Annotated in this window: 13 protein-coding genes; 5 read left to right on the top strand and 8 right to left on the bottom strand. The window is 71.2% G+C overall.

The genetic code is table 11. The features are described 5' to 3' along the window. Window positions 1-101 precede the first annotated feature (101 nt). From ACZ6SA_RS42380 to ACZ6SA_RS42370, 3 genes are read left to right on the top strand one after another with little or no spacing between them, the layout of a single operon-like run. On the top strand, window positions 102-1,043 hold the full coding sequence (locus ACZ6SA_RS42380) for an ABC transporter ATP-binding protein (protein ID WP_347649821.1): 942 nt from the start codon (window positions 102-104) through the stop codon (window positions 1,041-1,043). Beyond that, window positions 1,040-1,477: an ABC transporter permease gene (locus tag ACZ6SA_RS42375; protein ID WP_465834718.1), complete on the top strand. Its 438-nt coding sequence runs from the start codon at window positions 1,040-1,042 to the stop codon at window positions 1,475-1,477. The genes ACZ6SA_RS42380 and ACZ6SA_RS42375 overlap by 4 nt, the downstream gene beginning before the upstream one ends. Then, on the top strand, window positions 1,474-3,282 hold the full coding sequence (locus tag ACZ6SA_RS42370) for an alpha/beta fold hydrolase (protein WP_465834716.1): 1,809 nt from the start codon (window positions 1,474-1,476) through the stop codon (window positions 3,280-3,282). Before ACZ6SA_RS42375 ends, ACZ6SA_RS42370 begins: the two co-directional genes overlap by 4 nt. A gap of 14 nt (window positions 3,283-3,296) precedes the next feature. Here ACZ6SA_RS42370 and ACZ6SA_RS42365 read toward each other — a convergent pair whose 3' ends face one another. The 5 genes from ACZ6SA_RS42365 to rph form a co-directional block, all read right to left on the bottom strand. Continuing rightward, window positions 3,297-3,566 carry a hypothetical protein gene (locus ACZ6SA_RS42365; RefSeq protein WP_347649819.1) on the bottom strand — a complete coding sequence of 90 codons (270 nt, stop codon included), beginning with the start codon at window positions 3,564-3,566 and terminating at the stop codon, window positions 3,297-3,299. Next, a complete protein-coding gene (locus tag ACZ6SA_RS42360) occupies window positions 3,563-4,603 on the bottom strand; it encodes a toxin glutamine deamidase domain-containing protein (protein ID WP_465834713.1) in 1,041 nt (346 codons plus the stop codon). The genes ACZ6SA_RS42365 and ACZ6SA_RS42360 overlap by 4 nt, the downstream gene beginning before the upstream one ends. An 84-nt stretch (window positions 4,604-4,687) precedes the next feature. Next, window positions 4,688-6,421, bottom strand: coding sequence for a molybdopterin-dependent oxidoreductase (locus ACZ6SA_RS42355; RefSeq protein ID WP_465834711.1), 1,734 nt, complete (start codon window positions 6,419-6,421; stop codon window positions 4,688-4,690). A 46-nt stretch (window positions 6,422-6,467) separates the two neighbouring features. Continuing rightward, window positions 6,468-7,058 (bottom strand): RdgB/HAM1 family non-canonical purine NTP pyrophosphatase, encoded by a 591-nt coding sequence (gene rdgB / locus ACZ6SA_RS42350; RefSeq protein ID WP_347649816.1) that lies wholly within the window; start codon window positions 7,056-7,058, stop codon window positions 6,468-6,470. Continuing rightward, entirely contained in the window at window positions 7,055-7,774 is a 720-nt protein-coding gene (gene rph / locus ACZ6SA_RS42345) for a ribonuclease PH (RefSeq protein WP_465834709.1), read from the bottom strand. The genes rdgB and rph overlap by 4 nt, the downstream gene beginning before the upstream one ends. A gap of 53 nt (window positions 7,775-7,827) precedes the next feature. On the opposite strand from rph, the gene ACZ6SA_RS42340 reads away from it, so the two are divergent. Beyond that, complete coding sequence (locus tag ACZ6SA_RS42340; protein WP_347649815.1) at window positions 7,828-9,081, top strand: MFS transporter; 1,254 nt, start codon at window positions 7,828-7,830, stop codon at window positions 9,079-9,081. Here ACZ6SA_RS42340 and ACZ6SA_RS42335 read toward each other — a convergent pair. The 3 genes from ACZ6SA_RS42335 to ACZ6SA_RS42325 all read right to left on the bottom strand — a co-directional run bounded on the left by ACZ6SA_RS42335 (window position 9,066) and on the right by ACZ6SA_RS42325 (window position 11,671). Then, the gene (locus tag ACZ6SA_RS42335) at window positions 9,066-9,818 is read right to left on the bottom strand and encodes an MBL fold metallo-hydrolase (protein WP_347649814.1); all 753 of its coding nucleotides are present in this window, start codon (window positions 9,816-9,818) and stop codon (window positions 9,066-9,068) included. The two genes, ACZ6SA_RS42340 and ACZ6SA_RS42335, sit on opposite strands and share 16 nt — an antisense overlap. After that, window positions 9,815-10,756: a glutamate racemase gene (gene murI / locus ACZ6SA_RS42330; RefSeq protein ID WP_465834706.1), complete on the bottom strand. Its 942-nt coding sequence runs from the start codon at window positions 10,754-10,756 to the stop codon at window positions 9,815-9,817. Before murI ends, ACZ6SA_RS42335 begins: the two co-directional genes overlap by 4 nt. A 123-nt stretch (window positions 10,757-10,879) precedes the next feature. Then, window positions 10,880-11,671 carry a thioesterase family protein gene (locus ACZ6SA_RS42325; protein WP_347649812.1) on the bottom strand — a complete coding sequence of 264 codons (792 nt, stop codon included), beginning with the start codon at window positions 11,669-11,671 and terminating at the stop codon, window positions 10,880-10,882. Window positions 11,672-11,954: 283 nt separating this feature from the next. Here ACZ6SA_RS42325 and ACZ6SA_RS42320 point away from each other — a divergent pair, with 283 nt between their 5' ends. Next, the gene (locus ACZ6SA_RS42320; protein ID WP_465834703.1) at window positions 11,955-13,646 is read left to right on the top strand and encodes a DUF3352 domain-containing protein; all 1,692 of its coding nucleotides are present in this window, start codon (window positions 11,955-11,957) and stop codon (window positions 13,644-13,646) included. Window positions 13,647-13,738 lie beyond the last annotated feature (92 nt).

The following is a 13,738-nucleotide window of genomic DNA, read 5'->3' as shown; positions in this document are numbered from 1 at the left end:
GTGGACCGGCACCCATGGAGGCAGGCCCTCGTGACCGCGAGGCTGGACAGGCCCGATCAGAGCGAGCTGATCGTGCCCGGCCAGGCGAAGGAGAGCGGGACGTGATCGAAGTGAGGGGACTGAGCATGCGGTACGGCCGCACGCTCGCCGTGGACGACCTGACCTGCACGGTGAAACCGGGGCTGGTGACCGGGTTCCTGGGACCGAACGGAGCCGGCAAGTCCACGACCATGCGGGCCGTACTCGGGCTGGAGGTCCCCTCCTCGGGTGAGGCGCTGGTGGACGGGCGACCGTACGCGTCGCTGCGCCGGCCCATGCGCACGATGGGGGCGCTGCTGAACGCCGGGGCGGTGCACGGCGGCCGCTCGGCCCGCGACCATATCGGCTGCCTCGCGCGCAGCAACGGCATCGGCCGCGCCCGTGTGACCGCCGTCCTCGACCAGGCCGGCCTGACCGACGTCGCAGGCAAGAGGATCGGCGGCTTCTCCCTCGGCATGAAGCAGCGACTGGGCATCGCGGCGGCGCTGCTCGGGGACCCGGCGGTGCTGATGTTCGACGAGCCGCTGAACGGACTGGACCCCGAGGGCATCCGCTGGCTGCGCGGCCTGCTGCGTTCGCTGGCGGACGAGGGCCGTACCGTGCTGCTGTCCAGCCATCTGATGAACGAGATGGCATTCACCGCCGACCACGTCATCGTCATCGGACGGGGCCGGCTGATCGCTGACACCGGCATGAACGCCCTGGCCGGGCATTTCGAGGGCGACGTGCTGGTCCGCACGCGTCACCCGGAGCAGCTCACCGCCATCATGCGCGGGCACGGGGCGACGGTGGTGGCCGAGGACGACGGCGCCCGGGCCGTTGCTCTGTCCGTCCATGGGCTGGACGCGGCCGAGATCGGCGCGCTGGCGCTGTCCGCGGGGATCGCGCTGGTGGAGCTGTCTCCGCGCGCCGCGTCCCTGGAGGAGGCGTTCATGCGGCTCACGGAGGACAGCACCGCGTTCAGAAGCGAGAGCGGGAGCACTCAGAAGGAGGCCGTGCGGTGATCGACGTGATCGCTTCCGAGTGGATGAAGCTCCGCACGCTCCGCTCGAACGTCTACGTGCTGGCCTGCTCGGTGGCGGCCGTCCTGGCCTGCGCCGGGATCGCGTTCATGATCGGCCGCGGGTTCGACGGCCAGACGCTGGACGAGAAGATGGCCTTCCCCGGCAACGGGGACGGCATCGGCAACGGGATCGCGGTCGCCTACTTCGTGTTCGCCGTGCTGGGCGCGCTGGCGATCACCTCGGAACACAGCACCGGAATGATCCAGACGAGCCTGGTGGCCGTGCCACGCAGGCGGGTGCTCCTGCTGGCCAAGATTCCCGGCCTGGCCGCGGTCGCGCTGGTGGCCGGCCAGGTTCTGGCGTTCGTCATGCACGCGGCCTCCATGGCGGCGCTCGGCGACCGGGCCGGGCAGCTGCTCTCCGCGAAGGGGTGACGCTGGGCACGCCGCTGTCAGATCCGGGCGTGCTCGCCTCGGTGATCGTCGCCGGGCTGTCGATGGCCGCGGTCGCCCTGATCGGGCTCGGCGTCGGGGCCGCCGTCCGCTCCACCCCCGGCGCTCTGGTCGTGCTGGCCGTGATCATCGTGGTGCTGCCGGTGGTGGCCAAGACGCTGCCCATGCCGCTGCGCGCGCAGGCCGGCTCCTTCATGATCGAGAACCTGCCGCTCCAGATCGCGGGGGTCGGCGGCGGCATCCTGCCCCCCGCCGCGGCGGCGGGGCTGCTGGTGGCGTACGTGTTCGCCGCGCTGACGGCGGGCGCCACAGTGATCACGATGGCCGGGCGCCGGATCAAGGTGCTGGCGATCGGCGCTGCCGCAGCCGTCCTGGTCTCGGCTGTGCCTGCCGCCGCGGCGAGCTCGCCGGACCCCGCATCGACGATGGCCTGGGCGGACTGCGCGGACAGGACCCTCGTCAAGGAGATGCGCTGCGCCTCGATCAAGGTGCCCGTGAACTGGGCCGAGCCGTCCGGGCGGAAGATCGACCTGACCGTCGGGCTGCTGCCGGCCACCGGCGCCCAACGCAGGATGGGCACGGTGTTCGCGATCCCCGGCGGGCCGGGCGGCTCGGGCGTTGAGGATCTGAGCAGGAACGCGGGCAGCTTCGCCGAACTGCGCGATCGTTTCGACGTGGTCAGCGTCGAGCCCCGCAACACCGTCGACAAGGGCGTGCTGTCGTTCGACTGCCTGTTCTCCGGCCCGTGGATCACCTGGCCCGACACCCGCGCCGAGTACGCCGAGCTGGGCAGGCGCAACCGGGCGGCGGCGCAGCGATGCCGCGGCGCCGACCCCGAGTTCTTCGACCACATGGATTCCGCCTCCGTTGCGCGGGACATGGAGGCGATCCGCGTCGCTCTGGGAGAGGAGAAGCTGAGCTTCATCGCCAACTCCTACGGCGGCAGACCCGGAATCGAATACTCCCGGCTGTTCCCCGGCCGGGTGCGCGCGATGGTGTTCGACGGCGCGGTCAACCCGTACGAGCACCGTGCGCAGAGCAGGCTCTCCCATGAGGAGTCCTTCGCCCGCTTCGCCGCCTGGTGCGCGGCGAACACCACCTGCGCGCTGCACGGCCAGGACGTCGGCGAGGTCTGGAGGGCGCTGGTGGCGCGGGCCGACCGTGTCCCGGTGCCGGTCAAAGGCGAATCGCCGGCGGCCGCCTACAGCGGGTTCGACATCAAGGAGGCCGCCGCCCCCAGCATCATCTCGCCAGGTCAGGAGCCCGACCTCCCCCGATGGACGGAGCTTGCGGAGGCGATCGAGCGGGCCGTCGACGGTGACGCCTCAGGGTTCGCCGACTACGTCCGGCAGGCCAGGAAAAGCCCGAAGGTGCCCTCGTCCACCGGGATGAACATGACCCACTGCCTCGACGGCATCGTCTTCCGCGACTACGAGGAGTACCGGCAGAGGCGCCGCGAAGGTGAGCGCCTGCTGCCCAACATCGCCGGGACCGAGCTCTGGCACCCGCTCGGCTGTGTCGGCTGGCCGACCCCCGTGACCAATCCGCCCGGGCCGCTGCCCGCCGAGGAACTGCCGCCCTACCTGGGTGTCGGCTCCTGGACGGACTACGGCAGGAGCGCGGACATCGTACGGCGGGTACCGGGCTCGGCGGCGGTCCAGTACCAGGGACACGGCCACGGCCTCTACAACGCCGGGAACTCCTGCATCATCGGCCACGTCAACCGCTACCTGATCAGCCTGCGCCTTCCCGCGCGGGGCACCGTGTGCCCCAAGACCGTCACCTGACGGCCGCCCGGGTCTCAGCGGGGTCTGCGGCCGGGCCACAACTCGGCCACCGTCTCCGGGTCGAGGAGCGGCCTGGCCACCACCTCGCCCGTGGCCCGGTCGATCACGATGCACCCGCCTCCCACGGCGTCCGGCAGCCTGGCCGGGTCGTCGGGGTCGAGATCCCGCACCCAGGCGACGTAACCCGCGTCGAACGCGTACACCCCCACCGGCACCGCCTCATCGAGCGGGAGCACCCCGTTGAAATACTCCTCCGCCAGCGACCTGGCCTGGTCCAGGTTCATCGCGGCCGCCCCTGCCGGTCGAGCATCAGGCAGAACACCCCGGTCACCGTCGTGTACGGCGGCTCGACGGACATGTGCCCCCGCTGCGCGTCGATCCAGATCACCTCGCCGTCGGCGTTGACCGCGTTCCAGGCGTGGGAGCCGCCGCCGGGCCAGCGCACCACGATGACGGCGCTCGCACCGTGCCCGGCGTCGAGCAACCGCCGCGCGATCAGCGGGTAGGCGTGCCGCCCCTGCCCCGCGTACTGCAGGCGATGGCCCGCCCACCGCTCGATCCTGGCCGTGCTTCCCCGCTCGCCGGTCAGCACCGGCCGGCCGATCCTGTCGTACTCGGGCAGCCGGGGCGCGGCGGTCGCGGGCTCGCCGTGCCAGGTGGACAGCACGGCGAGCGCGCAGTCGGCGGCGTTGGAGGCCCGGAACGGGTCGTCGGCGGGCCCGCCGCCGTTGATCAGCCGCACCCAGGTGCCGCGCGGGTCGGGAAAGCGGGCGCCGGGCTGCAGCGACTCGGCGAGGTCCCGCTCGACCTGCGGGTCCGGCCTGGCCAGCCCGCCCGGCACGCCGTACGGCCGGCAGTCGGCGAGCCTGGGCGGCCGCCGCGGCAGATCGAACCAGTCGAGCTCCACCGGCTCCAGGGGCTCAGCGGATGCGTCGAGGTCCCCGGGCTCCCCGAACTCTCCGAGCTCACCGAGGACCTCGGGCTTCCCCGACTCTCCGAGCTCTCCGAGCTCCCCGGACTCCCTGGACTGCGCGGGCTGCACGGGCTGCACGGGCTCGTCGAGTTGCGCGGGCTCCCCCGGATCCGTGGTGGTGGGGCCTGGTGGTTCGTGCTCCGAGGTGGCCGGGTGCGCGGGGGCGGAGCCGCCGTCAGGGGGCGCTGCACCGGCCTCGGCGGCCCGCTCGTAGTCGAGCCACCGCACCCCTTCGGCCACCACAGGGTCGTAACGCCCCTCTGGAAGGACCCACCGGACACTCGGCTTGCGCTCGCGGAACACGGCCTGCCTCCTGTCATGCTCGACGACCGATCGTAGAGGCGTCACCACGGCAGGGAGGTGCAGTCAGGCAGATTGACCGCCAGAGTTCCCCCTCTCTACCTGGGCAAACAGCGCAAACCCCGACAAGGATCAGACGACGTTCACCGTGATCGTGTGCCAGCCCGTCGCGCCGTCCGGCGCCACCGGGGCGAAGTCGTCGGTCTGGGTGTAGCCGGACGCGTCCGTCGCGCGCACCTCGATGCGGTGCTCGCCCGGCCTGGCGTCCCAGTCGATCGACCACTGCCGCCAGGTGTCCGGCCCGGGCACCTCGGCCAGCTTCGCCTGCCTCCACTGCCCGCCGTCGAACCGCACCTCCACGGCGTCCACCCCCGTGTGCTGCGCCCACGCCACCCCGGCGACCGTGTTCCGCCCCGGCTTCAGCGTGTCCGCGGCCTTGGGCACGTCGATGCGCGACTGCGTCTTGATCGGGCCCTTGGCCGCCCATCCGCGGGGCGTCCAGTACGCCTCGTCCCTGTCGAACCGGGTCACCTTGATGTCCACGACCCACTTGGTGGCCGAGACGTACCCGTACAGGCCCGGCACCACCTGGCGCACCGGGAAACCGTGGTCGACGGGGAGCACCTCGCCGTTCATCGCGACCGCGAAGAGCGCGTCGCGCCCGTCCATCACCACGTCCACCGAGGTGCCGCAGGTGAAGCCGTCCGCGGAGGTGGACAGGAGCATGTCGGCGCCGGACCGGAGCCCGGCCTGGCGCAGCACCTCGGCCATGCGCACGCCCAGCCACCGGGCGTTGCCGGCCAGCGGGCCGCCGACCTCGTTGGAGACGCAGGTGAGCGTGACGTCCGCCTCGGTGAGCGGCATCCTCAGCAGGTCCGCGTAGGTGATCTCGACGGGCCGGTCGACCATGCCGTGGATGCGCAGCGTCCAGTCGCCAGGATCGACCTGGGGGACGACGAGCGCGGTGTCGACCCGGTAGAAGTCCTTGTTGGGCGTGATGAACGGCGACAGCCCGCCGATGCGCAGGTCCGCGCCGGCCGGGATCGGCCTGGCCGGGGTCGCGGGCCTGGGCAGCGCCACCCCCGCCCGCGCGGTGTCGACCATCTGCCGCCCCCCGAGGGTCTGCCCGAGCAGGTAGGCGGCCCCGGCGGCCACCGCGCCGCCCGCCGCGCCGGTCAGCAACCGGCGGCGGTCGAACGCCGGCGGCTCCCCCGCGACCCACATGACGGCGGGCCGCTCCACGGCACCCCCGCCACCGCTCGCGGAGCCGCTCGCGGATCCGCTCGACGGACCGCTTCCAGCGCCACCCGACGGGCCGGTCGACGGGCCACTCGACGGGCCGGCTTCGCCTCCGGCCGGGGCGCCGACCTTCGCGGGTTGCAGGGGCGGTCGCGCGTCGATCCCGTGGAAGGGGTCGCCGTCGCCGGTCGCCCGGCGTACGAGCCAGGCCAGAGCACAGCCGCCCGCGCCCACGCCGGCCAGGGTCGGAAGCACGTCCAGCACCCCCGCCTCCGGCCGGGTCAGCACCGCCAGCAGCCCCACCGCACCGAACACGGCCAGCCCCGCGAAGCCGTAGGAGAGCCGGCGCAGGGCCAGCATCCCGATGAGCGGCGCGACCCCGAAGAGCACCACCACCAGCACGCCGCCGACGAGAACGGCCTTGTCGCTCTCGCCGAACGTCCTGATCGCGAATTCCTTGACCGGCGCCGGCGTCAGATCGACCGTCGCATCGCCCACGGCGAGCACGGGAGACGTCTCAGGACCGACGAACGCGGCCACGAGCTGCGCGATCCCGAGAGCCACGCCCCCGGCGACCAGCCCCAGCAAGGCCCTGGCCCAGGCGGGCACCACCGATTGCCTCTGCACGTCTCGACGGTACGCCGCCCCGTGCCCGGCGGTTCTTACACGGTGGTTACGAGCCGAGCAGCTCGCGCACGATCGGGGTCAGCGCGCGGAAGGCCCGGCCCCGGTGGCTGATCGCGTCCTTCTCGCCGGGCGACATCTCAGCGGTCGTGCGGTCCTCACCGTCGGGCACCAGGATCGGGTCGTAGCCGAACCCGTTGCTGCCGCGCGGCGTGGTGACGAGCCGCCCCGGCAGGACGCCCTCGACCACCCGCGACTCCCCCGACGGCAGAGCCAGCGCGGCGGCGCAGGCGAAGTGGGCGGTCAGCCGGTCGGCGGGCACGTCGGACAGCTGGGCCAGCAGCAGGTCGAGGTTGGCCCGGTCGTCGCCGTGCCGGCCCGACCAACGAGCGGAGAACACGCCCGGCATGCCGTTGAGCACGTCGACGCAGAGCCCCGAGTCATCGGCGACCGCGGGCAACCCGGAGCCCTGGGCGACGGCATGCGCCTTGAGCAGGGCGTTCTCCTCGAAGGTGACGCCGGTCTCGGCGACCTCGCCGATCTGGGGGAACGCCTCCAGCCCGACGATCTCGAAACCGGCCAGGATGCGGCGCAGCTCCGCGATCTTGCCGGCGTTGCGGGTGGCCAGCACGATCTTCATGACTCCAGCGCCTCCTGCTGGATGAGCGTGAGCTCATCGCAGCCCGCCACGGCCAGGTCGAGCAGCTGGTCGAGCGCCGCGCGGTCGAACGGCGCGCCCTCGGCCGTTCCCTGCACCTCGACGAAGCTGCCCTCGCCGGTCATCACGACGTTCATGTCGGTCTCGGCGGCGACGTCTTCGGTGTAGCAGAGGTCGAGCATCGGCACCGATCCGACCACGCCGACGGAGACGGCCGCGACGGAGCCGATCAGCGGGTCGCCCGGGCACATCTTGCGCCCGCGCATCCACGCCACCGCGTCGGCCAGCGCGACGTAGGCACCGGTGATGGCGGCGGTGCGGGTGCCGCCGTCGGCCTGCAGCACGTCACAGTCGAGCAGAATGGAGTTTTCCCCCAACGCTTTGTAATCGACGCACGCGCGTAGCGAACGGCCGATCAACCGCGATATCTCGTGGGTCCTGCCACCGATTTTTCCCCGAACTGATTCACGATCGTTACGAGTATTGGTCGCACGGGGCAACATGGCATATTCGGCCGTAACCCACCCCTGCCCGCTGCCGCGGCGCCAGCGGGGCACGCTGTCCTGGACGGAGGCCGCGCACAACACCCTGGTGCCGCCGAATTCGACGAGCACAGATCCTTCGGCATGGGTGAGCCATTGCCTCGTGATGGTTATGGGACGTAGCTGGTCAGGGTTGCGGCCATCCTGTCGCGACATGCAGATCACCCTATCTCCGCGACACGACGCTCTTGACCAAATGTGTCCGACACATGGATCCTTACGCAATGACAACGGGGGTGTTGCGAAACCCTGACTTCCTACGGTTCCTCGGTTCTCACGTCGCCAACGAACTCGGCGCGAATATCTCGCGGGTGGCGCTACCGCTGGTTGCCGTGCTGGCATTACACGCCGGCCCCACCGAGGTCGGCGTGCTGTCGGCGTTGCAGACAACGGCGTTCCTTCTGATCGGCCTGCCCGCGGGGGTGTGGGTCGACCGGATGCGCAGGCGCCGCGTGCTCATGGCCTCCGATCTGGCCAGGTTCCTGCTGCTGGGCAGCATTCCCGTCGCGGCCGAGCTGGGGTTCCTGACGATCGAGATGATGTTCCTGGTGGCGCTGCTGGTCGGCGCGGCCCAGGTCTTCAACGACGTGGCCGACCGCACGTACCTGCCCGATCTGATCAGCACCGCGCAGCTCGGCGACGCCAACTCCAAGCTGGAGGTCGTGCGCTCCAGCGGGTCGCTGTCGGGCCCGGCCCTCGGCGGCGCGCTCGTGCAGTTGCTGGGGGCGTCCCGCACGCTGGTCGCCACCGCGCTCGGCGCGCTCGCCTCGGTGCTCCTCCTGAGCCGGATCAAGGCGCCGGACAGGCCGCCCGCCGTCACCGAGCCCACGCCGCTGATGCGCGGCATCCGCGAGGGCCTCGCGTACGTCTGGGACGACCGGCTGATGCGCACGTTCGTGATCACGTCGGCGGCCATGAACCTCTTCGTGAGCGCGGTCCTCGGCCAGTCGGTGTTGTTCCTGGCCGACGAGGTCATGCTCGCGCCCGGCCTCATCGGCGTGCTGCTCATGTCGGGCGGCATCGGCGGCCTGATGGGCGGCCTCAGCGGCGGCTGGCTGTCCAGGAGGTACGGCACCGCGCGGATGACCTGGCTGGCCGTCACCATCGGCTCGCCCTTCGGCCTGCTGTTGCCGATGACGCAGCCCGACTGGCGGGCGGTGTTCTTCGCGATCACGTCGATCGGCCTGTCGTGGAGCTCGGTCCTGCTGAACGTCGGCCAGGTCACCTACCGGCAGACCGTGACCCCCGAGCACGTCCTCGGCCGGGTCAACGCGTCGGTGCGGTTCATGACCTGGGGCATGATGCCGCTGGGCGCGCTGCTCGGCGGCCTCGTGGCCCAGCAGATCGGCGTGCGGCAGGCCCTGTGGGTGTTCATGGGGGGCAGGCTGCTGGCGTTCCTGCCGTTGCTGTTCTCGCCGCTGCCGCGCATGCGCGACTTCGGCGAGGTTCAGGCCAGGTCGTAGACGGCGCCGCTGCGGGCCAGCTCGAGCGGGCCGCCGTAGCCGCCTTCGGAGGCCTCCCTCAGCACGGTCGCCTGGTCGTTCCACGGGACGAGGTGGGTGAGCACGAGCCGGCCGACATCGGCCTTGGCGGCGTGCTCGGCCGCCTGCCGGCCGGTCAGGTGCAGGCCGGGCGGCAGCCCCGGCCGCTCGACGAACGACGCCTCGCACAGCAGCAGGTCGGCGCCAGCGGCCAGCTTCACCAGCTCGCCCGACTCGCCGGTGTCGCCGGAGTAGGCCACGGACCTGCCCCCACCGCTCACCCGGAAGCCGTACGCCTCGACCGGGTGGTTGACCAGGCCCGCGGTCAGGGTGAACGGCCCGATCTCGAACGTTCCAGGCTCCAGCGGCACGAAGTCGAAGGCTGTCTCGAGGCCGGGCTCGTCCGGCATGCCGTACGCGGCCGCCAGCCGGCGCGGCGCGTCCGCGGGCGCGTAGATCGGCACGATGGGGTACGGCGCGGCCGGCCCGTACGTGCGGACCACGTGGTAGCCGCAGACGTCGAGACAGTGGTCGGCGTGCAGATGGGTCAGGCAGATGGCGTCCACGTCGTACAGGCCGATGTGGCGCTGGAGCGCGCCGAGCGAGCCGCTGCCGAAGTCGAGCAACATCCTGAACCCGTCCGCCTCGATCAGGTAGCAGGACGCGGGACTGTCGGGGCCGGGATAGCTTCCCGAGCAGCCGACGATGGTCACCTTCATGTGGGCTCCTTCCCAGTACGACGCTCCGCGTCGCGGCTCGGCCCCTCGATCCCGGCGTCTTCCCTGGGCACGCCGGCGGCTGCGCTCCGGCCGCTGCGAAGGCCGGCCACGGATGCGGCCGAGTGGCCGTTCGAGGTGGTACCCCCCAGCGGTGCGACTTCGACCGCGTCGATCTCCGGCCCCAGGAAGCGCTGCCCGAGCCGGGCGAAGAGCAGGGAGTCGCCGGTGGCGCGGAAGCGGTGCCGGGGGGTGGCCTCGCCTCCCGCCGCCAGGCCGCGGTCGTGCAGGATCCGGTAGACGTCCTTGGCCGTCTCCTCGGCGCTGGAGACCAGCGTGACCCCGTCGCCGGCGACGTAGGAGATCGCACCGGTGAGCAGCGGGTAGTGGGTGCAGCCGAGAATGAGGGTGTCGCACCCCGCGGCCCTGATGGGCTCCAGGTAGTCGCGCACGACCTCGATGAGCTCGTCGCTCATCGTCTCCCCTCGCTCGACGTACTCCACCAGGCGCGGGGCGGCCACGCCGGTGAGCTGCACGTCGGGGGCCGCGGTGAAGGCGTCGTGATAGGCCATCGAGTCGATGGTGGCCCTCGTGGCGATCACGCCGACCCTGCCGGTGCGGGTGGCGCGCACGGCCCTCCTGGTGGCCGGCTGGATCACCTCGACGACCGGGACGTCGTAGCGCTCGCGTGCGTCGCGCAGCACGGCGGCGCTGGCGCTGTTGCACGCGATGACGAGCATCTTGACGTCGTGCTCGACGAGGTGGTCCATGACCTCCAGGGCGTAGGCGCGGACCTCCGCGATGCTCTTCGGCCCGTACGGCTGGCGGGCCGTGTCGGCCACGTACGTGATCGACTCGTAGGGCAGCTGGTCGATGATCGCGCGGGCGACCGTCAGGCCGCCGACCCCGCTGTCGAAGATCCCAATACTCGCGTCCGGCACGCCTTCGAGGGTAGGCGACCTGCCCGATCAACTCTGCGTAAGAATGCTCACAGTCGCGCGCCGCGCTCGCTCATGTGGGAAACATGGTCGTGATGTGGTGGCGCCTTGGTCGCGGCCACACGCTCATCCCCTGCCGACGCGGGCCAGCTGGCGCGACTGGGCCACGAGCCGGCCGGTCGAGTCGCGCACCTCCGCCTCCTCGTCGAACCAGCCGTCGGAGACGAGCCGGCCGCCGCAGAGCACGGTGAGCCAGCCTGGCGCGGGCAGGGCGCGCAGGTGCAGGGTGAGGTCCACGGTGGGCGCCCAGCCGCGCGCGCCCGCGGAGAACACCACGGGCGGCAGCGCGTCCACGGCCAGGGCCAGCACGTACGGGTCGGGGTCCTGGGGCTCGGCCATCCTGAAGTAGGCCCGCGACTCGGGCCTGCCGCTGGGCTCGCCCTTCAGCCAGGCGACCGTGGGCGGGTCGAAGAGCACCTCCATCTGGGCGTTCAGCATCATGCCCGACTCAGGCTTGGGGTCGGGGAGCGCGACGCAGTCGTCGATGCTCGGCATGGCGCAGGCCGGTTCGCCGGCGTAGACGGGCTCGGCGCCGTGCAGGGTGGCCGTCGTGATCGAACTCGCGATCTGCGCGACGCCGTCCTGCACGAGCGTGGCCCTGGCGAATGCAGCCGTCCTGCCCGCTTTGAGCGGCTCTATCTTGACCTGGGCGGGACCGGGGACCGGCGCCTTGAGGAACTGCGCGCTCGTGGTCACGGGGTGGTCGAACGGCGAGGCCTCCACGGCCGCACGCATGATCACGGCCAGCAGGTAGCCGCCGTTGAGCGGGCCGCCGATCCCGTATCCGGGGTCGAGGCACACGTCGTAGGTGTTGTCGTCGACCCTGATCGCCTGCGTCGCCTCGTCGAACTTCGTCATCCGCACCCACCTCGTATGGAACTTAGTTCTAGTGCTTCCACACTCTAGCGGCGTGACGGGGAGACTTACCGCTACGGAAGGGGTTCAACCGGGCACGAAGTCGTACTTCAGCGCATTGCAAGCGGCGGTCTACCAACATCAGCTACCTTCGCTGTGGTCATTAGTCCACTTTGTGAGTTGAGTGATGTCTGTGAATAATCCCCCCTCTGGCCAGGACCCTGACCGGACCACGGCATACAACTGGAACCAGGGGCAGCAGCCGGTGAACCCCCCGACGATGCCGATGTCATCGGGTGAGCCGTACCCACCGCAGCAGCCTTACGGCCAGCAGGCCCAGGGGGGCTATGGCCAGCAGCAGCCCCGGCAGGGATGGCAGCAGCAGGGGTACGGGCAGCAGCCGCAGCAACCCCAGCAGCAGTGGCAGCAGGGCGGCTGGCAACAGCAGCAACCCCAGCAGGAGCAGGGCTGGCAGCAGCAGAACCAGCACGCGCAGGGCGGCTGGCAGCAGCAGGGCCCCGAAGGCTTCGGTCCCGCCGAGCCGGCCAAGAAGGGCCCCAAGGCCTGGATCATCGCCGTCGCCGCCGCGCTCGCGGTGGTGCTGCTCGGCGGCGGCGCCGTGTGGGCCGTGGGCGCCATCGGCGGTGGCGGCACCCAGCCGCACGAGGTGCTGCCCGCCAACAGCATCGCCTACGCCAGGCTCGACCTCGACCCGGCGGCCAACCAGAAGGTGGCGCTGTTCGAGCTGGCCAGGAAGTTCACCGTCACCAAGGACACCTTCTCCGGCGAGGACCCGCGCAAGGCGCTGTTCGACACGATCACCAAGGACGGCGACTCCAAGGTCGACTTCGCCAAGGACGTCGACCCGTGGCTGGGCAGCAGGATCGGCTTCGCCGCCGTCCCGTCCGGCAATGACGAGCCCGACCTCGCCGTGGCCGTCCAAATCACGGACGAGGAGCTGGCGAAGGCCGGCATCGCCAAGCTGATGGAGGGCGACGAGTACGGCATCGCCTTCCGCGAGGACTACGCGATCATCACCGAAAAGCCGGAACTCGCCGCCAAGTACGCGCAGGCCGAAGGCAGCCTGGGCGACAACGCCGACTTCAACGACGACCTGGCCGCGCTCGGCGAGCAGGGCGTGTTGTCGTTCTGGACCCACATCGGCGGCCTCGCCGAGGCGACCGAGAAGAACATGACCCCCGAGCAGAAGGCGAGCCTCGAGCAGGTCAAGAACGCCAGGTTCGCCGGCGCGCTCCGCTTCGACAGCGCCTACGTCGAGCTGGCGGGCGTCGTCAACGGCGCCAAGGGCATGGCCCCCGAGGGCGAGCTGGCCCCGGCCAACCTGGGCGTCCTGCCCGCGAGCACGGCCGGCGCCCTGTCGATCTCCGGCCTCGACCAGGTCTTCACCAAGAACTGGGCCAACATCGAAAAGCAGGCCCTGGCCCTCGGCTCCACCCAGGCCCAGCAGATGCTCGCCCAGGCCAAGACCCGCCTGGGGCTGGACCTGCCGGGCGACCTCGCGACGCTCGTCGGCAAGAACTTCACGTTCGCGGTCGACAGCGAGGGCCTGAGCAACAACCAGTTCAAGGCCGGCGCGCGCATCGCCACCGACCCGGCCAAGGCACAGGCCATCCTGGACAAGGTCCAGCGGGCGATGGCCACCGGCGCGCAGGGCGCTCCGCAGCTCGCCAAGGTCGCCGGCGACGGCGTCTTCACCGTGGCGACGACGGACGACTACGCCAAGAAGCTGGCCGAGACGGGCACGCTGGCCGACTCGGAGACGTTCCAGACGGCGGTCGCCAACCCGGAAGAGGCCAACATGGCGCTCTTCGTCGACCTCGACAAGATCGAGAGCCTGTACCTGAACTCCATGCAGGGCGACGACAAGGCCAACGCGCAGGTGCTGAAGGCCGTCGGCATGAGCACGTCGATGACCGACAGCTCGGCGACGTTCTCGCTGCGGGTGCTGTTCAACTAGACACCGGGACAAGGAAGCCAGGCACGCGACGAGGGCGGCCGGTCAGCGAACCGGCCGCCCTCGTGCTTTCCGCAAACACTGGCGCAGCCTCC

The sequence above is a fragment of the Nonomuraea sp. NPDC049378 genome, from assembly GCF_055586745.1.
The sequence above is the reverse complement of the archived record's forward strand: the minus strand, read 5'-3'. Positions and strand labels throughout refer to the sequence as shown.